Here is a 22,733-nt window from a genome sequence, read left to right on the forward strand (position 1 = left end):
ACTCTACGAGTCATGTCTCAGTTTTTTTGATTCTAAAAAAATTGTTTAAGTCGTTCCAGTCATCTGCTTTTATTGAATAGAAAAAAGCCATATTTGAAGAATAACTAAACCGTAACTTACTCAATCAACGACTAAAATCTCTTTGCAACAAAAGGATTCAAACTAAGACTAAAAAAAACTTTGATTTTGTAGTATAATTTTCAAGGATAGAGGAAAGGCGGGAAAAGCCAGTGAAAAGCAAACAGACCTATGCGGTAGTTGATATAGAAACAACCGGTACCGATCCAAAGGTCGATCGGATCATTCAATTCGGCTGTGTATTGATTCAAGAAGGAGTTATCGTTTCCCGTTTTGCTACAGATATCAATCCCAATCAGGCCATTTCCAAGCAAATTCAGCAACTTACAGGTATTAGTAATGCACGTGTGCAAAAAGCACCATATTTTGAAGATGTTGCGTTAACGATCTACAATTTATTAGCGGATACTGTTTTTGTTGCACACAATATTTATTTTGATTATCCTTTTCTAGCACAGGAGCTAACCAGATGCGGTACGCCCAAATTAAAAATTCCAGGGATTGATACAGTTGAATTAGCTCAAATCTTTTTACCGACAGAAAAGAGTTTTCGCTTGGGGGACTTATCTGAACGTTTAGGCTTGATCCATGATAATCCGCACCAAGCAGATAGTGATGCCCAAGTGACGGCAGAACTGTTATTATTGATCGAACGTAAAATGCGTCAATTGCCTTTGATCACGATGGAAGCTATTGCGTCATTGAGTCAGCAAACAGGGATGGATACTAGTGCTTATATTCACCAAATATATCGTGAAATGAAAAAAGATATTCAGCCGCTTTCAAAACAACAGCACGTTGTTTCAGGAATTGCTTTGAGAAATAAAACCGTTCCATTATTTGAAGAAAAATTATATGGAAACCCAATCTTCCCACAAAAGAAAAAGGCTAAAGAAAAACTTTTTGCAAATCTAATTGGCTATCGAGCAGAGCAAAGCCGAATGATGAATTTAGTTTATGAACACTTTACCAACGAGGAAAATAAGAATTTATTTATTGAAGCTGCAACTGGCACAGGAAAAACGTTGGGGTATCTATTTCCGCTAAGTTATCTAGCAACACCTGAGGATCCAGTGATTATTAGTACCGTCTCAATCGTCTTGCAAAATCAATTAATCGAAAAAGACATTCCGTTAGCAAATCAAATTTGTCCCAAACCGTTGCAAGCTACAATCATCAAAAGCCATCGACATTATCTCGATCTGCAACGGTTTAAAGCCACATTAAAAAAACCGGTGCAGCAAAAACAATATGCCTTGTATCAAATGGGTGTCTTGGTTTGGTTATTGGAAACACAAACAGGGGACTTAGATGAATTGCAGTTGATCAATCTGAATCATGCTTTTTGGAGAGATGTTGCGCATCGTGGTGTTGATTTTTTATCAGATCAAGATCCGTTGTATCAAGAAGATTTTGTGCGCTTTCTTTACAAAAAGGTCAAACAAAGCAATGTGTTGATCGTTAATCATGCCTTTTTAGCGCAAGAAACCTTAAGAGAAGTCCCGATACTGCCAAAAAGCTCTTATCTAATTCTTGATGAAGCTCATCACTTGCCTGATATTGCTGGGAAAATTGCGAATCGTCAATTTAATTTTATTTCGTTTAAAAAGCAGGCAGCTATCTATTTAGAAGAAGACCAATTAATTGACCAAGTAAACCAAATTTTTGAAAATGAAAGTCAAGAACAGCGACTGCTCCGTATCTACGCTAAAGCGTTGAGTGATTTAGTGGAAGAATTTAGTGATTTATTTTATGAAATAAATCAACTATTTCCGAAAAATGATCAGCAAGCTCTTGTGTCTAATTTGTTAACTAAGGCTATATTTGATCAATTATCGTTGGATGGGGAACTTTCAATCCAAAAAATCGAAATTCTTTTAACTGAAATGCAGGAAATTCAATATAGATTGCGACGCTCAATTATTGAGCAACTTGAAAAGTACACAGCTTCTCAACGGATTATCTTTGTTAGTTTGCTACAATTTTTTGAACGGATCGAATTTTTATTCGAAAGTTTTGATCTGTATGTCAATGAATGGCAGCCACGTTGGATCAAAGAATATAGTGTGACGCCTCAAGGCTATGGCATGTTTGCAATCAATGATCTGGAAGCCAGCATTTTACCAGAAACAACTTGGTATGATCGATATCAACGAATTTTGTATACTGGGGGAACGTTAAAATTTGGTAATGATAAAAAATATCTCCCTAATAAATTAGGCTTAACCAATGTTTTGTTTAAAACACTCCCTGATCCTTATGATTATGAAGCAAATGCTCGTTTGTATATCCCAAAAGAAGCAATTGCAATCAGCCAGGCCAATGGAACCGAGTTTGCGGCATACATTGCTTCAGTGATTCAAGAGCTAGCCCAACAGCAAGATCGTTCTATGTTGGTATTATTCACATCACATGAAATTTTGAGTAGTGTGTATTATCGGTTACATCCGCAATTTTTAAATGCAGGTAGAGAACTTTTAGCGCAAGGAATCAGTGGTAGCCGCGAGAAAATTTTAAAGCGGTTTTCACAGTCGAAAAATAGTATCTTACTAGGTGCTGATAGTTTCTGGGAAGGGGTGGATTTGCCAGGAGAGGCATTGTCGATTCTGATTGTGACACGTCTGCCTTTTGAAAATCCAAAGCGACCTTTTGTGAAAGCGCGCTATGATTATCTTGAAGAAAAAGGAATTCAAGCCTTTACGCATGAAAGTTTGCCCAAAGCCGCACTGCGCTTACGGCAAGCATTAGGACGCTTGATACGTTCAGATAGTGATAAAGGAGCGTTGATTGTTTTGGATCGTCGTTTGGTAACGGCTAAATACGGAAAACGCATGTTAAAAGCTCTACCAAAGAATCTACCGATGAAAGAAGAAACACTAGCTGAAATAGTATCAGAACTAAAAGAATTCTTAAATAAATAAATTTAGCTGCTATCTATTAAATCGTACTGATTTTCTGCTATAATGGTAGCCAGTAAGTTTGGAAAGGGCGAGTCGATTGCAGGAACAAGAAGAACGAAATGAAGCAAGAAAAAACAAGATTCTTTTGAGCATAGTCGCAGTTTTATTAGTGATTATTGTGACGATGGCTATTTTTTATGTTCGCTCCACACATCCAAGAACACAAGCGAAGCGAGAAGCAACCAAAATTGCAAAAGAATCTGCCCATTTGGAATCAGTCGATAACTTTTATTGGTTTACCAGAAAAGAGACTTATTTTAGTGTTACTGGGAAAGACGATAAAGGAGAAGCCATTGCAGTGATCATACCCAAAGCAGGTGAGAAGATCACGGTACTGAATCAAAAAGATGGAGTAGACGAACAGCAAGTCCGTCAGATCATTGAGACTGACTATAAAGAAAAGAGTATCCAAAAAGTCAGTTTAGGCATGTATAATGATAAACCAACATGGGAAGTCGTGACAAAAAACGATGATGGATTACTAAGTTATTATTTATTATCATTCGAAAAAGCGGAAGAAATTATGGTTATTAAAAATGTCTGACGAGACAATTTGATTGAGTTATTTTAAATGAAACAAGAAGAGATTGACGACGACAGTAGAGACTTCGTCCAAGGTTCTGATAAAAAATGAATGGAGCGATCATATGGACATATCAAAACGTGCACAGAAATTAGAACCCTCTGTTACGCTAGCCGCAGCAGCCAAAGCTAATGCATTAAAGGCGGCAGGTAAAGATGTTCTAAGTTTAACTGTTGGCGAACCAGATTTTACGACACCAAAAAATATTCAACAAGCAGCTATTTGCGCAATTGAAAGCGGAAAAGCCAGTTACTATACACCTTCTGCAGGTATCAAGGAATTACGAGAAGCGGTGGTCAAGCACATTGAAACCTACTATCAACTGAGTTATGAAGCAAATAATGTCATTGTCACAGATGGTGCTAAATTTGCATTATATCTTTTATTTCAAGCAGTATTGAATCCAAATGACGAAGTGATCATTCCCGTTCCATATTGGGTAAGTTATGGTGAACAAGTTAAATTAGCAGAAGGAGTTCCCGTATTTATCTCCTGTGCGCAAGAAAAAGAATTTAAAGTAACCGTAGAACAGCTAGAAGCAGCTAGAACGAATAAGACAAAATTACTGATTTTAAATTCTCCTTCTAATCCAACTGGAATGATTTACTCTGAAGCTGAGCTACGTAAAATTGGTGAGTGGGCTGTATTGAATGATATCTTGATCGTATCAGATGATATCTATGGCAGACTAGTTTATAATGGAGCCACTTTCACCCCAATAGCAACTTTATCTGAAGCAATTCAAAAACAGACGATCATTATCAATGGCGTCTCTAAAAGCTATGCGATGACAGGTTGGCGGATTGGCTACGCGGTTGGGGATGCAACCATTATTTCAGCAATGAATGATATCGCTTCGCAATCAACAAGCAATCCAACTGCCGTTAGTCAATATGCAGCGATTGAAGCACTGATTGGTAAGCAAGATACCGTGGAAACCATGAGACAAGCTTTTGAAGCACGTCTGAATGAGATTTACCCATTGTTTGCTGCGTTACCTGGATTTAAAATGGAAAAACCGCATGGTGCGTTTTATCTATTTCCAAATATCAAAGAAACCTTAACGGTGTGCGGCTATACGGATGTCACTAAATGGGTCGATGATCTATTAGCAGAGGCTCAAGTTGCGCTTGTTACAGGTGCGGGTTTTGGTGCTCCTGAAAATGTTCGGATTAGTTATGCAACTGATTTAGAGACATTAAAAGAAGCTGTTAAACGTATTAATGCTTTTATAGAAAAGAAATCAACAAAATAAAACGACTTAATTCGGGATAGGTAAAAACTAAATGGATGGAGAGACGATCGTGGAACAAATTCAAATTATCGATTCAAAGAATCATGTGGGAGAAACAGTAAAAATAGGTGCTTGGATTGCGAATAAGCGTTCAAGTGGAAAAATTGCTTTTCTACAATTACGTGATGGAACAGCTTATTTTCAAGGAATCGTTGTCAAAAGCGAAGTACCAGAAGAAGTGTTTCAACTGGCAAAAGGACTAACTCAAGAGACTTCAGTTTGGATCACAGGTGAAATCAGAGAAGACAGCCGTTCAAAATTCGGTTATGAGATCGGTGTAACAGGTATTGAAGTGATCGGTGAAAGCCATGATTACCCAATTACACCAAAAGAACACGGAACAGACTTTTTGATGGATCATCGTCATTTATGGTTGCGTTCTTCGAGACAACATGCAATCATGCAAATCCGTAACGAAATTATTCGTGCAACATACGAGTTTTTTAACAACAATAATTTTGTTAAAATCGATCCGCCGATCCTAACTGCAAGTACAGCCGAAGGAACAACTGATTTATTTGAAACAAACTATTTTGATCAAAAAGCATATTTATCTCAAAGTGGACAACTATATATGGAAGCAGCAGCCTTAGCTTTTGGTAAAGTGTTTTCATTTGGCCCAACGTTTAGAGCGGAAAAATCAAAAACGCGTCGTCACTTGATCGAGTTCTGGATGATCGAACCAGAAATGGCTTTTATGCATCAAGAAGAAAGTTTAGAAGTGCAAGAACAATACGTTGCTTTCTTAGTGCAAAGTGTATTGGACAATTGTGACCAGGCTTTAGATGTGTTGGAACGTGATAGAGAAGTCTTGAAGAAATATACACAATTACCATTTCCACGTATTTCTTATGATGAAGCAGTTGAGTTATTGAAGAAAAATGGTTTTGACGATATTGAGTGGGGCGATGATTTTGGCTCACCACACGAAACATTTATCGCAAATTCATTTGACCGTCCAGTCTTTATTTTAAACTATCCAAAAGCAATCAAAGCTTTTTATATGAAACCACACCCAACTCGGGATGATGTCGTGATTTGCGCGGATATGATTGCACCTGAGGGTTACGGAGAAATTATAGGTGGTTCTGAAAGAGCGATCGATCATGATTACTTATTAGAACAAATTCGTAAGCACAATCTAGATGAAAAAGAATATTCTTGGTATTTAGATTTACGTCGTTATGGTTCAGTACCGCATTCAGGATTTGGTTTAGGCTTAGAACGTACGGTCACTTGGTTGGCAGGAATCGAACATGTACGTGAAGCAAGCCCATTTCCACGTTTGTTAAACCGTATTTATCCATAAAACTGTTATCGTTAGTCGATGAAAGAAGCGTTATATTTTCTTTCTTCGGCTAATTTTTTTAGAAAAATGTTTCACTAGATCAAATTAGAGATAAGAATCTAGAAAAAGTAAGGTAAATTGTTTAGAATTCCCCTTTTTTATGGTAGAATTGACAGAAAGTAGAATAAAGGAATGACTTGAATGGAAAACCCAACACAAATCAAAAGAAAACATTTTCGTTTTCCAGCTTATGATGATGACTTAGGCGTGAAATTAGTTTCTGAAAATAAACGTACATTGTTTCAAGAAGAACCAATGCTTACTAAAACAACAACGCAAACACAAAAAAATGCGCCTGTAATCGATCCAGTAACAGTGCAGCCAGTGATGCCAAAACAACCAACACAAACAAACAAACAACATGTCTCACATAGTCAAGAACAAGTAGCAGAGCTAGCTCGACATAAATCTAATCTACCTAACTATATGATGACCCATAATAAAACAACCACAAAAACGCAAAAGCCGAATTTATTTGGTTCGATGCCAAAGAGAAGTTCATATGGTTTTGGCTCACAGCAAACGCCTAAAAAAAATAAAGCGGCATTTTCAAAAGATTTTACGTACGATACGCGCTCTTATTTTGTGCCGAAATACATTCCAGCTTCTGTGATTCCAGAAGAGCAGACACCTGTAGTAACAGAGCAGGAATTAACTGATGCGATGAAAAAAGATCAAAGTTCTTATTTACTTTTTGATGAGGAGCCAGCAGCGTTCCAAGTAAAAGGCAATGAAGATCCAACTGTTCAAAAATTTAATATCCCAAAAGGATCACCAGAAATTCCAGTCACAAGACGTCAATATCAACAAATCAAACCTGATATGGAACGCTTTGGCAAAGAAGGCGATATTAGCCATACATTACCCCGCTCTCGTAAAGAACTAAAGACAGCGAAAGAAAAGGCGAAAAGTCAAACAGCATACGGACAAAAAGTAGCTGAAGCAGAGCATGAAAAAAAACGGGGCATATTGGATAAATCATTGAGTGGTATTATTGAAGATTCAAGTATGGAGATGGAAAATAGCAAGTATTTTAATTAAATCACTATCTGAGACAAAACGAAAGTTGGTTTTGTCTCAGCTTTTTACTGTCAGCTTTATAGGTGCTTTTTTGAGAGATAATTTGAACAGAGCAAGCAATAAACGGATCATTTTTTAGTTGATTATTTCATAAATTTATACGATAATGGGTTGCATACGTTTGAGAAGTGTTTAAAAAACCTACGTTTTATATAGATATTAAGAGAAGAGGATTAGAATGAGCAATCAAGAAAATAAATTACATCATTTTGTTGGGATCAAAGGTTCAGGAATGAGTTCATTGGCACTTGTGTTATTTGAAAAAGGGTACCATGTGCAAGGATCAGATGTTGACGAGTATTTTTTCACACAACGTGATTTAGAAAAAGCTGGTATTTCGATTTTGCCGTTCAATGCGGATAATATTACAAAAGATATGGTTGTTATCGCAGGAAATGCATTTCCTGATACACACGAAGAATTAAGTCGTGCCAAAGAATTAGGTGCTGAAATTATTCGTTATCATGATTTTATTGGGCGTTTCATTCAGCCATACACAAGCGTTGCCGTTACGGGTTCTCATGGGAAGACAAGTACGACAGGGTTACTATCCCATGTATTGACTGGTATTGCACCAACTAGCTATTTAATTGGAGATGGAACTGGACATGGCGATCCAAACGCTGAATTTTTTGCTTTTGAAGCGTGTGAGTATCGTCGTCATTTTCTAGCCTATTCTCCAGATTATGCAATCATGACGAATATCGACTTTGATCATCCTGATTATTTTAAGAGCATTGAAGATGTGTTTTCTGCCTTTCAAATAATGGCAAAACAAGTTAAAAAAGCAATTTTTGCTTATGGTGACGATAAATATTTACGCAAGTTGGAAACGGATATTCCGATTTATTACTACGGCTTAACAAACGAAGATGATATCCAAGCTAGAAATATTGAGCGAACAACTCAAGGTTCTTCTTTTGACGTTTACCATAAAGAACAATTGATTGGGCACTTTGTATTACCGGCTTTCGGTCAGCACAATATCATGAATGCTTTAGGAGTGATTGCTGTTGCCTACTTTGAAAAGCTAGATATGAATAAAGTGGCTGAGGAAATGTTAACTTTTGAAGGGGTAAAACGTCGTTTTACTGAGAAAAAGGTTTCTGATATGATCATCGTGGATGATTATGCCCATCACCCAACAGAGATTATAGCTACAATCGATGGAGCACGTCAAAAATACCCAGAAAAAGAAATCATCGCAGTCTTTCAACCGCACACATTTACTCGGACGATCGCATTGATGGATGAGTTTGCGGAGGCCCTGGATTTAGCGGATGCCGTTTATCTTTGTGATATTTTTGGTTCGGCTAGAGAGCAACAAGGAGATGTCAAAATCGAGGATTTAGGAAACAAAATCCAAAAAGGCGGACAAGTGATCAAAGAAGAGAATGTATCACCACTTTTGGACCATGAAAATGCTGTAATGGTCTTTATGGGAGCAGGAGATGTTCAGAAATTTGAACAAGCTTATGAAACATTATTGAGTAATACAACGAGAAGTGTTTTATAATAGAGAGCCTTTAGCTTGAACTTCCAAGAGTCAGTAGGAGAATCATAGGGTGATTCTACTGACTCTTTCTTTTTAACTTGCCTTTTGTCGTCATTTTGGTACAATTATCTTATCATTAGTGGAGGTGTACTAATTTGAATATCGGAAAACCGAGAAAATTAGGCAAAACCATCGAAGATATTGAGGAAGGCGATTCGCTATCTTTAACCGAATCGATCGAAGATAAAGAGTTACTTCTTTATTTGGGCTTAACAAACGATGCCAATCCCTTATATATCCAACATGATTATGCCCAAAAAACAGAATATGGCAAACCAATCGTACCATCGATCATGCTGATGGGAATCATTACTAGTGCAATTTCAAAACATTTACCAGGACCAGGCTCTCATGTGGTCAATTTTTCAGTCAACTTTGTGGAACCTGTTTTTCATTATGAAACGTTGACATTCCAGTTTGAAGTGATCAAGGTTGATAAGATGAAAGACGTTGTAACGATTTCGATCGAGGTCGTCAATGAAGAAGAAGATCGAGTACTTGATGCGGTCGTAATGGTTCAACCCCCTCAAGTGACAATAGAGGATTTAGAAGAGAAAGAAGGAGATATAAATGAATAACGGAGCAGTAGCAAATGTCGGCTTGAATAAATTTTATTCAAAAATATATGCATTTTTAGCAATGGGAATCGGGGTCAGCGCATTAGTATCGTATCTGATTTTGACCGTTTATCCAATTGTTTTAGTCACACTTTTGAAGTCCACACCTTTATTTATAGGATTATGGCTCCTTCAAATTGGCTTAGTGTTATTTTTGGGCGTTAGAGCACAAAAAAATCCGAGTTTAGCGATTAGCGGTTTCTTAGTTTATTCGGTATTAAACGGGATAACAATCTCTGCGACGTTACTAATGTACGCTCAAGCAACAGTGGTTAGCGCTTTTGTTAGTGCTGCTGCAACATTTGGCGCAATGTCATTAGTTGGAATGTTTACGAAGAAAGATCTATCAGCAATGGGACATGCGGCTTATAGTGCCTTGATCGGAATTATCATTGCAATGGTTATCAATTTCTTCTTCTTACGTAGCAGCGCCGTTTCTTTTTTCATTTCAATTTTGATGGTGTTGATTTTCGCTGGAATTACAGCTTATGACAATCAAAGAATTCGTCAAGTGTATAATGAAACTGCTGGTCAAGCTGGAACTGGCTTAGCTGTATTTTTCGCTTTACAACTTTATCTTGATTTCATCAACCTATTCTTAGCATTTTTACGTATTTTCGGTAAAAATAATTAAAATACGGATGAATGAGGTTGGGACAGAAGAGTTTAACTCCGAGAAATAAGAAGGAATTCACGAAAATTGTTTTTCAAATTTTCGTGAATTTCAGTTTATTTCCGAAGGAGTTGCTTCTGCTCCCACTGTTTATTGGGATTCCTTGAGGATGAGATGTAACTCATAGAGTTATGTCTCATCCTCTTTTTTTGTTTTTATATTCAAAATTACCACTAATTTCGGTTTTATATTGTATTAAAATACATTTTTATGGTTAATTTTGGCATAAAATACATTGACTATCTTAGCCCTTTGATTTATACTTTTATAAAATTAGAAAAATATAGCTGATTATGATACGGGATGGTGTAAAAAATGGAAAAGTATGAAAAAATACCAAAAGGGTTTAAGTTTTATGGGACGCATGTCGGGATTAAGAAAAAAAGAAAAGATTTTGGATTGATTGTAGCCGATGAACTTTGTCATGCTGCCGCCGTTTTTACAAAGAATACATTTTGCGGCGAATGTATTCCAATCGGGAAAGAGAATGTAAAAGATGGAAAATTACAAGCGGTCGTAGTGACCAGCGGTATTGCGAATGTTGCAACCGGCAAGACAGGTAGAGCAAATGAATATAAAATCATGGAGAAACTAGCAGAAAAATTAACCATCGATCAAGAAAATATTTTACCTTCGTCCACAGGCGTGATCGGTCCTCAATTGCCGATTAAACGGATTGAAGAATTTTTGACGCAAGAAGTGCTTGAATTGGAGCAAAACTACGAAAATTTTGCTCACGCTATTTTAACAACGGATCAACGGATCAAGGTTCATAGCTTAAAAGTCGGTGATGCGACAATTTTAGGGATCGTTAAAGGCTCAGGTATGATCGAGCCAAACATGGCAACAATGCTAGCGTATATTTTGACAGATGCTAAGGTGGACAAAGAGGTGATCTATCCGATGCTGAAGGCGGCTGCCGATCAATCTTTTAATACGATCAGTATTGATTCTGATACAAGTACTAGTGATACCGTAGCATTTTTGGCCAGCGGACATTATGATGTTGAACAAACAGCGCTACAAGCTGGCTTAAATCAGATCAGTAAGGAATTAGCGTTAGCCGTTGTAAAAGACGCTGAAGGGGCTACTAAGACAATGTTTGTCACTGTGAAAAATGCGCAAAGTCAAGAACAAGCAAAAAATGCAGGAAAGTCGATCATTAATTCGCCATTAGTAAAAACAGCATTGTTTGGCAATGATCCTAATTGGGGACGAATTGCAATGGCTCTTGGTAAAACAGAAGGATTGCTATTTGACCAAAATAAAGTAGAAATCTATTATGGCAAGTATCCGATTTTTTCAAATAATAAGGAGGAGCAACAAAATAGTAACAATATCACAACCTATATTGAACAAAATGATGAGATTTATTTAACGATCGATCTCCATCAAGGAACCGAAAGTTTTCAAGTGATCGGCTGTGATTTAAGTTATGATTATGTTAAAATAAATAGCGATTATTCGACTTGAAGCAACCGCAAAAAGATCAGATTGTGATGAGAGATAGCCAATCTGATTTTTTCGTTTTTCTTGCAGATAAAACGAAACTTGTCTTATTCTTTCCCTTTTATTTTACGAATGTATGTTCTATAATAAGGAGATGATAGGTGGGGAGAACTATGCTAAATACGCAAAGAATCGCAGTTCGCAGATTAGTGGAATTTATTTTACGTAAAGGCAGTATTGATGCTAGACACACAAGTGAGCATACGGCATTAGAAGGAGCCAAAATCCATCGGAAACTGCAAAAATCTGCTGGCGAGAACTATCAAAAGGAAATCAAACTTGCGATCAACATAGAATTAAATCAACAAACATACATAATTGAAGGCCGAGCTGATGGCATTTTTCTGGATGAACAAAAACGAACCGTGATCGATGAAATCAAGACATCGGAACCAGCCTTTTCGGAATTGTTGAAAGAACAAGTGGAGATGTATTGGTATCAAGTGATGTGTTACGGACATATCTATTGCCAACAAGAAGACTTAGAAGTGATTACTTTACAATTAACTTATTATCAAACAACGACAGAAGAAATCACTAGGCAAACAAAAGAATTTACTAAAGAAGAATTGAATACTTTTTTTGAAGATCTGACACAAAAATATGAGCAGTGGCTGATTTTTAAAGCGAATTGGCGTATGACACGTAATCATTCTTTACAGCAGTTGCCTTTTCCATACGGAGATTATCGATCTGGCCAAAGAGAACTTGCAGTTGCTGTGTACAAAACAATCTTAAGCGACCAAAAACTGTTTGTTGAAGCACCAACTGGAACAGGCAAGACGATATCGACCTTGTTTCCGACTTTAAAAGCAATCGGTGAAGAGCAAGCGGAAAGAGCATTTTATCTAACGGCTAAAACAATTACACGTCAAGTTGCAGAAGATGCTGTGGAAGCGATGAAGCAAAAGGAAATGCGGTTAAAAAGTGTGACAGTAACAGCAAAAGATAAAATTTGTTTTTTAACAGAAAGAAATTGTATTCCAGAAGCCTGTCCATTTGCTAATGGTTATTATGATCGTTTGAATGAGGGATTGTGGGATTTACTAAATCATGAAGATCAGTTTACTCGTGATGTTATTGAACGCTATGCTCGTAAGCACACACTGTGTCCATTTGAACTTTCTTTGGATGTTAGCTTATGGTGTGATTTAGTGATTTGTGATTACAATTATTTATTTGATCCTGTTGTTTACCTAAGGCGCTTTTTTGAAGAGCAGGCAGAAGAGAAAGAAAACTTGTTTTTAGTAGATGAAGTCCATAATCTAGTCAATCGTTCACGGGAAATGTATTCAGCTGTATTGTCTAAGAGTATGTTTTCTACTTTAAAAAACACACTTGAAAAAAGACAAATAAAAGTGATTCGAGCACTGAAAAAAATCGAAAACGAATTTGATAAGATAAAACAAGTCTGTAAGGAGGAAGGGAAAGACTTTATACAGCAGCAAGCACCAATCGATAGTCTAGTCAAAGTAGCCTATTCGCTTGCTGAAACGATCAAGGAGTGGTTACCTGAAAATCAAGATCATACCGAAATCAATCAAATGCTCTCTGTTTATTTTGATTTGCTGAATTATACGAAGATCAGTGAAGGGTATGATGACCATTATTGTACCTATGTCAATTGCCAGAATCATGAGATCATGGTCAAGCAGTTTTGTATTGATCCTAGCTACTTATTACAGCAAAAACTAGACAAAGGAAAGTCTAGTATTTTATTTTCTGCAAGTTTAACGCCGTTGGATTATTATCAAGAAGTTTTAGGTGGAGGGAAGGACAGTCTTCGGTATCGTATTCCTAGTCCTTTTCCAAAAGAAAATCAATTGTTAGTAGTTGAAAGCTACATCCAAACGACTTACAGAGAACGTGCGCATAGCTATGGGAAAATTGTTGACAGTCTGACGAATATGATCCAGCAAAAAGAAGGAAATTATTTTGTATTTTTCCCTTCCTATTCTTATATGGATATCATTTATGAACTCTTCCGACAAAAAAATCCTTATGTGAAGACCAAGATTCAAGCAAGCATGATGACGGAAGTGGAGCGGGAGGCCTTTTTAGCCGATTTTGTGGCAGAACCAGCAGAAACTCTACTTGGTTTTTGTGTCTTAGGAGGTATTTTTTCAGAAGGGATCGATTTAAAAGGGAGTCGTTTGATTGGTACAGCAATTGTGGGTGTTGGGTTACCTCAGATCAACCATGAACAAGAATTAATCAAGGGCTATTATGATCAAGAAAAAAATCAAGGCTTTCAATTTGCTTATCAAATTCCTGGGATGAATAAAGTGTTGCAGGCTGCTGGCAGAGTCATTAGGGATACAGATGATCGCGGTGTAGTTCTATTGTTGGATCAACGTTTTCAAACAAATGCTGTCCAACGCTTTTTCCCACCTCATTGGCATCAGGTTCAGACTTCCAATTCTTCAGAACAGACAAAACAACTCTTGCAACAATTTTGGTCATTAGACTGATCGAGTGAGAATGGGAAAAACAATCACTTACTGGTATACTAACATAAGTACTGACTGATGAAAGTAGTATTTATTTTTAAGAAAGTATAGCAATAAAAGCAGCCGAGGTTTAGTTTATCGGCTCTTTTTTGAGAAAAAGCTTACAATACCTCTAAACTAACGAAGCATAAGGAGACGAAAGATGAAAAATATCCTTGTATTACATACAGGCGGCACGATTTCAATGTCAAAAGAAGCAGATGGAAATGTAACCACTAATTCCATGAATCCATTGCTAGACCAAGAAGAATTATTAGCAGGAAAAGTAAACCTGATTGTAGAACCAATTTTCAATATTCCTTCACCACAGATGACCTTAGAACGAATGTTGGAGTTAAAGCAACGGATTCAAAAGGCGTATACTGAAGCGATCGATGGAGTAGTCATTACGCATGGTACAGATACTTTAGAAGAGACAGCTTATTTTTTAGATAGTACACTAGAAAATAAAATGCCGATCGTCTTAACAGGTGCGATGCGTTCCAGTAATGAAATTGGTACAGATGGATTATATAATTTTATCAGCGCTGTTTGGACGGCTTGTTCAGATGAGTCTTTTGATAAAGGGGTCCTTGTTGTAATGAATGATGAAATCCATACGGCCCGTTATGTAACAAAAACACATACAACAAATGTAGCCACTTTTCGAACTCCAACATTCGGCCCCATCGGGATGATTGCGAAGGAACGAACTTTTTTCGCCAGTGAAGTGCGTCGGCAATCAGTCTGTGATATCCAAAGCGTCACTGGTGAAGTCTATGTGATTAAAGCATATGCTGGAATGGATGGCAGCTTGTTTGATTTAGTGAACAACGATCAAACCGATGGCATCGTAATAGAAGCTTTAGGGGCAGGTAATCTCCCTCCTGAAACATTACCTGCCTTGGAAAGACTTTTAGCTAGAAATATTCCGATCGTCTTAGTTTCTCGTTGTTCTAATGGTATTGCTGAAGACATTTATGATTATGATGGCGGTGGTGTTAATTTGAAGAAAATGGGTATTATCTTTTCTAGAGGATTAAATGGGCCAAAAGCTCGAATTCGCTTGATTGTTGGTCTAAATAGTAATAAAAATAGACAGGAATTATCTGAGTTTTTAAGTGAATAAAAAAATGTATAACTAGCTAAAAAATAGTAGCTAGTTATACATTTTTTTTAACGGAAATTAGTAAATTGTAACTCTACAGGTAATTCTAAATTACGAAGTAAGGCAATCACTTTTTGCAAATCATCACGGCTTTTTCCTGTCACTCTGATTTGGTCTTCTTGAATTTGAGATTTCACTTTGATGCCAGAATTTTTGATTGCCACGTTGATTTTTTTGGCATTCTCTTTATCGATGCCACTAATCAACTCACCATATTGACGGGCAGCGCCACCAAGCGCTTTTTCACTTGTTGAGAAGTGAATATTTTTAATGGGTACTGCGCGTTTCACTAATTTGCTAAATAAAACATCTTTCACTTGTTCGACTTTATAATCATCTTCAGCCATGACGACTAGTTTATTGTTTTCTAACTTTATATCTGCAATCGACCCTTTGAAATCAAATCGATTCTTGATTTCTTTCAGTGCGATTTGGATCGAGTTTTTGACTTCTTCCATATTTATTTCAGATGTTACATCAAAACTTGCTTCTTTTGCGGCCATTTGAAAAGCTCCTCTCATTATTTCTTACTTTTATAGTACCATTAAATAGAGAAGAAACAAGTCTAAATCTTTTTTTGAGAGCTGGAGTAACAAAAGGTGTGAAAAGCCAGTGTCTAATTAAAATAAGAGAATAAAATAATCCTCATTTTCTACTTTTTTTCTTTTCTTTTTTTGAGCAACCTGTTATCCTGATTCGAGGGATTTTTCTTAAGAAATAAAGATACTGCTCTATGGGTGAGCAGTTTCATAAAGGATGGGGAGGTTCTAGATGAGTAAATGGGTCATCACATATAAACAAAGTGAGACAGTAAAAAAGTTTGCAGTTATTTTTGTTACCGGTATTTTAGTAGCGATCAGCTTGAACTTTTTTTTGATCCCTGCTAAAGTTTTTTCGGCGGGAATGAATGGAGTCGCGCAAATTATTGCAACATTATTGTATACACATCTTGGTATTACAATCGACACAGGATTATTTATTTTATTATTGAATATTCCAATTTTTCTTTTAGGATTCTTAAAATTAGGTAAAGAGTCAACGATTTATAGTTTTTTGAATGTTGCCTGGGTTTCTTTAACAACGATTTTGATCCCAATTGAAGTTGTAACGACGAATCCATTGATGAATGCGATTGCTGGTGGTGTATTGATTGGAATCGGGGCTGGTTTGTCCTTGAAAATGGGGTTTACAACTGGCGGTATGGATGTTATTTCATTGGTGCTATCAAAGACAACGGGGAAAACAGTTGGTAATTATATGTTTATGCTCAACGGAATCATTGTGGCAATTGCTGGTTTTGTTTTTGATTGGGAAAGTGCATTGTATACGATTATTTCGATTTATTGTATGACCCAAGTAGTCGATACAATCCATACTAGCCATCAAAAAATCACCGCGATGATCGTAACCGTTCAACCAGAAGTTGTGACACAAGCCATTTCAAAACAGATGATTCGAGGGATGACGTTGCTCCCATCGATGGGTGGTTATTCTGGTGTTGAAGGACGGATGATCATGATGGTGATTACGCGTTATGAGTTGTATGATTTGGAACAAATCGTTTATGAAGTAGATGAGAATGCGTTTATGAATATTATTCCTACGCATTCTGTACTAGGACGATTTGCAAATGAAGATGAACAGCGGATTTTTAAAAGTACTGGAAGTTTCCCAGAAATGAAGAAACATAAAACAAAACAGAAATAGCGTTACTCTTTCAAGTTCATCAAAAATCTGATTGAAAGCAGATTTTTGATGAACTTTTTTAGCGTGTCAAGGATTGATGTGGTAAATTTCCCAAACATTGACACTTTTTCTCTATCAAACAACTGACTTCCCAGAACTTCTTTGAAGTATTGATAGCGTATTCATACGGTGGTATAACTAATTTGTAAAACAAGCAAATAGAAGGAGGGTGTTTCACTAGTGATGGAGAAAGTGCAGCGGTTTGGAGGAGCAATGTTTACCCCGGTCTTGTTATTCTCGTTTTCAGGAATTATGGTAGCGCTCGCTATTATATTTAAAAATCCAATGATCGTTGGAAGTATTGCCAATGAAGGAAGCGTTTGGTATGGTGTCTGGTCTGTTTTGGAAAGTGGGGCTTGGACTGTTTTTAATCAGATGGAGTTGCTGTTTGTGATTGGTTTACCGATTGGATTAGCTAAAAAGGCCAATGCTCGAGCAGCCATGGAAGCTTTTGTGATTTATCTGACTTGCAATTATTTTATCAGCAGTATGTTGGAATATTTCGGTGTGTTCTTTGGGGTTGATTTTGCCCAAGAACTCGGGGGCGATAGTGGAATGAAGATGATTGCGGGGATCAAAACGCTGGATACTGGTATTATCGGTGCTATTTTTATTTCAGCAATTGTGGTTTGGCTGCATAATCGTTACTTTGATACTAAATTGCCAGATTTTTTAGGAATCTTTCAGGGATCATCTTTGATTGCGATTTTAGGTTTCTTCGCTATGTTACCAATCGCTTTTCTAATTTGTCTGATTTGGCCGAAAATTCAAATGGGGATTGGTTCGATGCAGACTTTCTTAGCAAGTGCTGGAACATTTGGTGTTTGGTTGTATACGTTCTTAGAAAGAATTTTGATTCCTACAGGATTACATCATTTTATTTACACACCGTTTGTCTTTGGTCCGGCAGTTGTTGAAAATGGTATCACTAAATACTGGATGGCACACTTAAATGAATATGCGCAGACAACGACGCCAATCAAACAATTATTCCCACAAGGCGGTTTTGCTTTACACGGGAATTCAAAGATCTTTGCTTCACCGGGTATTGCAGCGGCATTTTATTTTACTGCAAAACCCGATAAGCGGAAAAAGGTCTTAGCAATTTTGATTCCTGTAACTTTAACGGCTGTTTTAGCTGGCATTACGGAACCGTTGGAATTTACGTTTTTATTTGTTGCACCACCGCTATTTGTATTACATGCTGTGTTAGCAGCAACGATGGCTGCGACGATGTATTTCTTTGGTGTCGTAGGGGATATGGGTGGTGGCTTCATCGATTTATTGGCGAAAAACTGGATTCCACTATTTGCAAATCATAAAGGAATGATTTTCACGCAATTGATTATTGGTCTATCCTTCACACTGATCTATTTCGTCGTTTTTCGTGCATTGATTTTGAAGTTTAACTTTGCAACACCTGGAAGAGAAGAAGACCAAGAAGTTAAATTGTATAGTAAAAAAGAGTATAAGGAGGCAAAAAAAGCTGGAACTATAGGAGATGTAGCGATTGCTGGAGCGAATCAGTATACAGAGCAAGCAGCGGTCTATTTAGAAGCTTTTGGTGGTAGTGATAACATCGAAAAGGTCAATAATTGTGCGACTCGTTTGAGAATTACGGTGAAAGAGGAAGGAATCGTTGCCCCAGATAGTGCCTTTAAAGAAGGTGGTGCACACGGTGTTGTTAGAAATGGGACAGCCTTTCAAGTAATCGTCGGCTTAGATGTCCCTCAAGTGAGAGAGCAATTTGAGAATTTATTAGCATTAGGAAATGACAATCAAGTAAATGAATAAAGCTAAAGGAGCTGGACAAAAAATGAAAAAATTTTCAATCGTAATTGCAGGTGGAGGAAGTACATTTACTCCCGGAATCGTATTAATGTTACTGGACAACTTAGAGAAATTTCCAATTCGACAAATCAAATTTTATGATAATGATCCACAAAGACAAAAGCAAATTGCAGATGCTTGCGAAATCATTATTAAAGAACAAGCCCCCGATATTGAATTTTTAGCAACAACAGACCCTAAAACGGCCTTTACAGATATTGATTTTGTTATGGCTCACATTCGCGTCGGTTTATATGCGATGCGGGAAAAAGATGAAAAAATCCCTTTAAAATACGGGGTGATTGGTCAAGAAACATGTGGACCAGGAGGCATTGCTTACGGTATGCGTTCAATCGGCGGTGTTTTAGAATTGATTGATTATATGGAAAAATACTCACCAGAAGCTTGGATGTTAAATTACTCTAATCCAGCGGCAATCGTAGCCGAAGCAACTAGAAAATTACGCCCAGAATCGAAGATCATCAATATTTGTGATATGCCAGTGGGGATCGAAGAACGGATGGCTAAAGCTGTCGGGCTAAGCTCTAGAAAAGAGATGGTCGTACGTTACTATGGCTTGAATCATTTTGGCTGGTGGACAGATATTCGTGATCAAGAAGGCAATGATTTAATGCCGAAAATCAAAGCACATGTAAAAGAGTATGGCTATTCATTAAAAGAAGAAATCGAAGAATCACAGCATATGGACGCTAGTTGGATGCACACGTTTGCCAAAGCGAAAGAAGTATATGCGGTCGATCCAACGACATTACCAAATACGTATTTGAAATATTATTTTTATCCGCAAGATGAAGTAGCTCATGCAAATCCAGAATATACGCGGGCAAATGAAGTAATGGCTGGACGTGAAAAACATGTGTTTGGTGAATGTAATCGGATCACAAAGGCTGGTACAGCACAAGGAACAACGTTAGAAGTAGATGAACATGCTTCTTATATAGTCGATCTTGCCAGAGCAATTGCCTATAATACTCATGAAAGAATGTTATTGATCGTTGAAAACCAAGGAGCAGTTGTAAACTTTGAAGAAACTGCGATGGTGGAAGTGCCATGTATTGTGGGAAGTAATGGGCCAGAACCGATTGTACAAGGAAAAATTTCTCGTTTTCAAAAAGGCTTGATGGAACAACAAGTTGCTGTTGAAAAGTTGGTTGTTGAGGCTTGGACGGAAGGTTCGTATCAAAAATTATGGCAGGCATTGACCTTATCACGCATTGTTCCCAATGCTCGTATTGCCCAAGAAATTTTAGATGATTTAATAGAAGTAAACAAAGAATTTTGGCCTGAGCTGCGTTAATCACTGAGGCAGGAGATATAGGTAGATACTATTTTCTCCTGCCTATTCCCTTATATATCTACCTAGTTTCCGTTTTGGACGTTATCCATTATAATGAGGAAAAATAAGTGAGGTAAGAAGGGTGAAGATGAATCTAGAATCGTTAATGCAAAAACATCAAAAGAATCTCAGTGAAATGGATTGGGCAATCTTAGGCTACATTTTAGAAAATGAGCAGGAAATTTTCCAGTTGAGTATTGTTGAGCTGGGCAAAAAAGTTCATAGTTCCAAATCATCCATTTTACGCTTAACCAAAAAACTGGGTTTTTCTGGTTATTCAGAATTTAAATATTTTATGCGACAATCTCAAAAAGCTGAAATTGGGACTATTAGCGCTGATCTAGTTGGTATACAAGCGAAAGATATTGAAAACACAGTCAAATTAGCTCAACAGACAGATTTCACCTCATTTAGTCAAGCGCTTCAAAATGCCAATACAGTCTATTGCTATGCTACAGGCTATTCACAGCGTAAAGTGGTTGAAGAGCTGTCAAAAATGTTGATGATCTGTGATAAACGATCAATTGTAATTCCTGTAAAAACCGAACTAGATATCAGTATGTCGATGATCACAAAAGAAGATCTTGTTTTATTTGTTTCTTTAAGTGGAGAAACAGATGACATCAAAGAGAATATTCTTTCTTTGAATGCTAGAAAAATACCTGTTGCTGCAATCACAGCATTTTCACATAATTTTTTTGCAGAACATGCACAATACGCTTATTTTTATTATTCAACGCCTTTTGCTGTTTCTGGAAAAAATCATATTGCCCAATCTTTAGTTGGACTAAGTGTGTTGGTGGATTTGATTTTCAGAAAATATGTTACGTATTTAAACAAAAGTTATGAGGAGGAAAGCAGATGACTAGACTGTTGTTAGAACCTATTAAAATGAAACGCCTATTATTTGGTTATTGGTTGCTCGTACCGTGTTTATACGTGGTCTATCTGTTTACTTTAGCGGCGGTTCAACAGACAACGGTTAGTATCATTTTTGCAACAATTCCAAGTTTGACATTGACGACGATCATCGTCTTGTTATTTATTTTTTCAATTATTCGCGTTGTATAAACTGATTGATTCTAGCGACTACCGTGCTTCATTACTTGGTAATTTTTTGAAATTTAGTATGATTCAACAACTTTTCTCATTAAATATCATTGGAATCATCTTGTGTATTTTAGTCTATCGTAGCTTGCTACCGACCAAAGACGAGCTTATTTTGCCAAAATCTGAACAATGGATAGTATATGGTGTCATGACATTTGTCGGATGTGTCACAGTGATCGTCTTGTTGATTCGTATTTCATTATAATCTTTGACGAACTGACGCCAGAATTCATTGGTTGGGGTACTCGATTTTTAGACAAAAAGCGAGTAGTGTCTTTAGTTATGTGAAAGTCTGGACAAAAATTTTCTGAAAAAGGCAATTTTAGTAGAAAAGTACTAAAAAGTCTGCTAAAATATAACTGTTGGTTAAGGATATCCTTAACAAATAAAGTTTTTTTAAAACTTAGGAGGAATTTTATTATGCCATTAGTATCAGGAACAGAATTTCTTAAAGCAGCACGCAAAGGCGGCTACGGTGTCGGAGGATTCAACACAAACAACCTAGAATGGACAAAAGCGATTCTTGAAGCTGCAGAAGCTAAAAAAGCGCCAGTTTTGATCCAAACTTCTATGGGTGCTGCTAAATACATGGGCGGTTACCAAGTATGTTACGATTTAGTAAAAGACTTAATCGATTCAATGGGCATTACTGTACCAGTAGCTCTTCACTTAGACCACGGTGAATATGAAGATGCATTAGAATGTATCGAAATCGGCTACACTTCAGTTATGTTTGATGGTTCACACTTACCATTCGAAGAAAACATCGAAAAAGCAAAAGATGTTGTTGCCAAAGCACACGCTAAAGGCGTTTCTGTAGAATGTGAAGTGGGTTCAATCGGCGGAGAAGAAGACGGAATCATCGGTTCTGGCGAATTAGCTGACGTACAAGAATGTGTACAAATGGTTGCTACAGGTATTGATTACCTAGCATGCGGAATCGGTAACATCCACGGTTCATACCCAGACAACTGGACTGGATTAGCATTTGACCACTTACAAGAAATCGCTGACGCTGTTGGTGACATTCCATTAGTATTACACGGTGGATCAGGTATTCCTTTAGAGCAAGTTCAAAAAGCAATCTCTATGGGCGTTTCTAAAATCAACGTGAATACTGAGTGTCAAGAAGTATTTGCTGCAGCAACGCGCAAATACATCGAAGAAGGCAAAGATCTTGAAGGTAAAGGCTTTGACCCTCGTAAATTATTAGCACCAGGAACAAAAGCTGTGACTGAATTAGTAGAACAACGTATCGAATGGTTCGGTTCTGCTAACAAAGCATAATTAATTTCTATACTAGTTATAAAAACTGGAACAACGGATAAACTGTTGT

19 protein-coding genes are annotated in these 22,733 nt (G+C 37.1%); 18 read left to right on the top strand and 1 reads right to left on the bottom strand.

Annotated features, from left to right (window positions below):
• Positions 1–230: 230 nt before the first annotated feature.
• The 11 genes from IGJ55_RS06370 (at position 231) to IGJ55_RS06420 (ending at position 15,315) form a co-directional block, all read left to right on the top strand.
• Positions 231–2,999 carry a helicase C-terminal domain-containing protein gene (locus tag IGJ55_RS06370; protein ID WP_430607769.1) on the top strand — a complete coding sequence of 923 codons (2,769 nt, stop codon included), beginning with the start codon at positions 231–233 and terminating at the stop codon, positions 2,997–2,999.
• A gap of 76 nt (positions 3,000–3,075) precedes the next feature.
• Positions 3,076–3,582: a DUF5590 domain-containing protein gene (locus IGJ55_RS06375; RefSeq protein ID WP_069638636.1), complete on the top strand. Its 507-nt coding sequence runs from the start codon at positions 3,076–3,078 to the stop codon at positions 3,580–3,582.
• 103 nt (positions 3,583–3,685) lie between these two features.
• Positions 3,686–4,876 carry a pyridoxal phosphate-dependent aminotransferase gene (locus IGJ55_RS06380; protein WP_429950817.1) on the top strand — a complete coding sequence of 397 codons (1,191 nt, stop codon included), beginning with the start codon at positions 3,686–3,688 and terminating at the stop codon, positions 4,874–4,876.
• 49 nt (positions 4,877–4,925) lie between these two features.
• The gene (asnS, locus tag IGJ55_RS06385; RefSeq protein WP_069638828.1) at positions 4,926–6,224 is read left to right on the top strand and encodes an asparagine--tRNA ligase; all 1,299 of its coding nucleotides are present in this window, start codon (positions 4,926–4,928) and stop codon (positions 6,222–6,224) included.
• 180 nt (positions 6,225–6,404) lie between these two features.
• Positions 6,405–7,304, top strand: a complete 900-nt coding sequence (locus tag IGJ55_RS06390) for a hypothetical protein (protein ID WP_069638634.1) — start codon at positions 6,405–6,407, stop codon at positions 7,302–7,304.
• A 217-nt stretch (positions 7,305–7,521) separates the two neighbouring features.
• Positions 7,522–8,859, top strand: coding sequence for a UDP-N-acetylmuramate--L-alanine ligase (gene murC, locus IGJ55_RS06395; protein ID WP_207120790.1), 1,338 nt, complete (start codon positions 7,522–7,524; stop codon positions 8,857–8,859).
• 134 nt (positions 8,860–8,993) lie between these two features.
• A complete protein-coding gene (locus IGJ55_RS06400) occupies positions 8,994–9,476 on the top strand; it encodes a MaoC family dehydratase (RefSeq protein WP_069638632.1) in 483 nt (160 codons plus the stop codon).
• On the top strand, positions 9,469–10,149 hold the full coding sequence (locus IGJ55_RS06405; RefSeq protein WP_069638631.1) for a Bax inhibitor-1/YccA family protein: 681 nt from the start codon (positions 9,469–9,471) through the stop codon (positions 10,147–10,149). The genes IGJ55_RS06400 and IGJ55_RS06405 overlap by 8 nt, the downstream gene beginning before the upstream one ends.
• 354 nt (positions 10,150–10,503) lie before the next feature.
• The gene (gene argJ, locus IGJ55_RS06410; protein WP_430607773.1) at positions 10,504–11,661 is read left to right on the top strand and encodes a bifunctional glutamate N-acetyltransferase/amino-acid acetyltransferase ArgJ; all 1,158 of its coding nucleotides are present in this window, start codon (positions 10,504–10,506) and stop codon (positions 11,659–11,661) included.
• Between the two features lie 149 nt (positions 11,662–11,810).
• Positions 11,811–14,168: an ATP-dependent DNA helicase gene (locus tag IGJ55_RS06415; protein WP_429950820.1), complete on the top strand. Its 2,358-nt coding sequence runs from the start codon at positions 11,811–11,813 to the stop codon at positions 14,166–14,168.
• A 181-nt stretch (positions 14,169–14,349) separates the two neighbouring features.
• Positions 14,350–15,315, top strand: a complete 966-nt coding sequence (locus IGJ55_RS06420) for an asparaginase (protein ID WP_069638628.1) — start codon at positions 14,350–14,352, stop codon at positions 15,313–15,315.
• A gap of 47 nt (positions 15,316–15,362) precedes the next feature.
• Here the strand turns inward: IGJ55_RS06420 and IGJ55_RS06425 are convergent, their stop codons facing one another.
• Positions 15,363–15,857 carry a YajQ family cyclic di-GMP-binding protein gene (locus tag IGJ55_RS06425; protein ID WP_069638627.1) on the bottom strand — a complete coding sequence of 165 codons (495 nt, stop codon included), beginning with the start codon at positions 15,855–15,857 and terminating at the stop codon, positions 15,363–15,365.
• Between the two features lie 268 nt (positions 15,858–16,125).
• Between IGJ55_RS06425 and IGJ55_RS06430 the strand changes: the two genes are divergently transcribed.
• The 7 genes from IGJ55_RS06430 (at position 16,126) to IGJ55_RS06460 (ending at position 22,684) form a co-directional block, all read left to right on the top strand.
• Complete coding sequence (locus IGJ55_RS06430) at positions 16,126–17,061, top strand: YitT family protein (protein WP_207121864.1); 936 nt, start codon at positions 16,126–16,128, stop codon at positions 17,059–17,061.
• Positions 17,062–17,280: 219 nt separating this feature from the next.
• Positions 17,281–18,894 (top strand): alpha-glucoside-specific PTS transporter subunit IIBC, encoded by a 1,614-nt coding sequence (locus IGJ55_RS06435; RefSeq protein ID WP_430607777.1) that lies wholly within the window; start codon positions 17,281–17,283, stop codon positions 18,892–18,894.
• Between the two features lie 22 nt (positions 18,895–18,916).
• On the top strand, positions 18,917–20,248 hold the full coding sequence (locus IGJ55_RS06440) for a 6-phospho-alpha-glucosidase (protein WP_430607779.1): 1,332 nt from the start codon (positions 18,917–18,919) through the stop codon (positions 20,246–20,248).
• A gap of 127 nt (positions 20,249–20,375) precedes the next feature.
• The gene (locus IGJ55_RS06445) at positions 20,376–21,152 is read left to right on the top strand and encodes a MurR/RpiR family transcriptional regulator (RefSeq protein WP_207121861.1); all 777 of its coding nucleotides are present in this window, start codon (positions 20,376–20,378) and stop codon (positions 21,150–21,152) included.
• Entirely contained in the window at positions 21,149–21,358 is a 210-nt protein-coding gene (locus IGJ55_RS06450; protein WP_430607781.1) for a hypothetical protein, read from the top strand. The genes IGJ55_RS06445 and IGJ55_RS06450 overlap by 4 nt, the downstream gene beginning before the upstream one ends.
• 58 nt (positions 21,359–21,416) lie before the next feature.
• Positions 21,417–21,602 carry a hypothetical protein gene (locus IGJ55_RS06455; protein WP_430607783.1) on the top strand — a complete coding sequence of 62 codons (186 nt, stop codon included), beginning with the start codon at positions 21,417–21,419 and terminating at the stop codon, positions 21,600–21,602.
• 215 nt (positions 21,603–21,817) lie between these two features.
• The gene (locus IGJ55_RS06460; RefSeq protein WP_010760933.1) at positions 21,818–22,684 is read left to right on the top strand and encodes a class II fructose-bisphosphate aldolase; all 867 of its coding nucleotides are present in this window, start codon (positions 21,818–21,820) and stop codon (positions 22,682–22,684) included.
• Positions 22,685–22,733: the final 49 nt, after the last annotated feature.

Source organism: Enterococcus sp. AZ170, from assembly GCF_050545135.1.
Taxonomy (GTDB): Bacteria; Bacillota; Bacilli; order Lactobacillales; family Enterococcaceae; genus Enterococcus_L; species Enterococcus_L ureilyticus.

What these genes read in the sequence shown, in the direction of transcription:
- IGJ55_RS06455 (WP_430607783.1), top strand. Translation starts at nt 21,417, where the DNA reads ATGATTCAACAACTTTTCTCATTAAATATCATTGGAATCATCTTGTGT.
- IGJ55_RS06420 (WP_069638628.1), top strand. Translation starts at nt 14,350, where the DNA reads ATGAAAAATATCCTTGTATTACATACAGGCGGCACGATTTCAATGTCA.
- IGJ55_RS06445 (WP_207121861.1), top strand. Translation starts at nt 20,376, where the DNA reads ATGAATCTAGAATCGTTAATGCAAAAACATCAAAAGAATCTCAGTGAA.
- IGJ55_RS06390 (WP_069638634.1), top strand. Translation starts at nt 6,405, where the DNA reads ATGGAAAACCCAACACAAATCAAAAGAAAACATTTTCGTTTTCCAGCT.
- IGJ55_RS06380 (WP_429950817.1), top strand. Translation starts at nt 3,686, where the DNA reads ATGGACATATCAAAACGTGCACAGAAATTAGAACCCTCTGTTACGCTA.
- IGJ55_RS06440 (WP_430607779.1), top strand. Translation starts at nt 18,917, where the DNA reads ATGAAAAAATTTTCAATCGTAATTGCAGGTGGAGGAAGTACATTTACT.
- argJ (WP_430607773.1), top strand. Translation starts at nt 10,504, where the DNA reads ATGGAAAAGTATGAAAAAATACCAAAAGGGTTTAAGTTTTATGGGACG.
- IGJ55_RS06460 (WP_010760933.1), top strand. Translation starts at nt 21,818, where the DNA reads ATGCCATTAGTATCAGGAACAGAATTTCTTAAAGCAGCACGCAAAGGC.
- IGJ55_RS06415 (WP_429950820.1), top strand. Translation starts at nt 11,811, where the DNA reads ATGCTAAATACGCAAAGAATCGCAGTTCGCAGATTAGTGGAATTTATT.
- IGJ55_RS06405 (WP_069638631.1), top strand. Translation starts at nt 9,469, where the DNA reads ATGAATAACGGAGCAGTAGCAAATGTCGGCTTGAATAAATTTTATTCA.
- IGJ55_RS06430 (WP_207121864.1), top strand. Translation starts at nt 16,126, where the DNA reads ATGAGTAAATGGGTCATCACATATAAACAAAGTGAGACAGTAAAAAAG.
- murC (WP_207120790.1), top strand. Translation starts at nt 7,522, where the DNA reads ATGAGCAATCAAGAAAATAAATTACATCATTTTGTTGGGATCAAAGGT.
- IGJ55_RS06425 (WP_069638627.1), bottom strand. Translation starts at nt 15,857, where the DNA reads ATGGCCGCAAAAGAAGCAAGTTTTGATGTAACATCTGAAATAAATATG.
- IGJ55_RS06450 (WP_430607781.1), top strand. Translation starts at nt 21,149, where the DNA reads ATGACTAGACTGTTGTTAGAACCTATTAAAATGAAACGCCTATTATTT.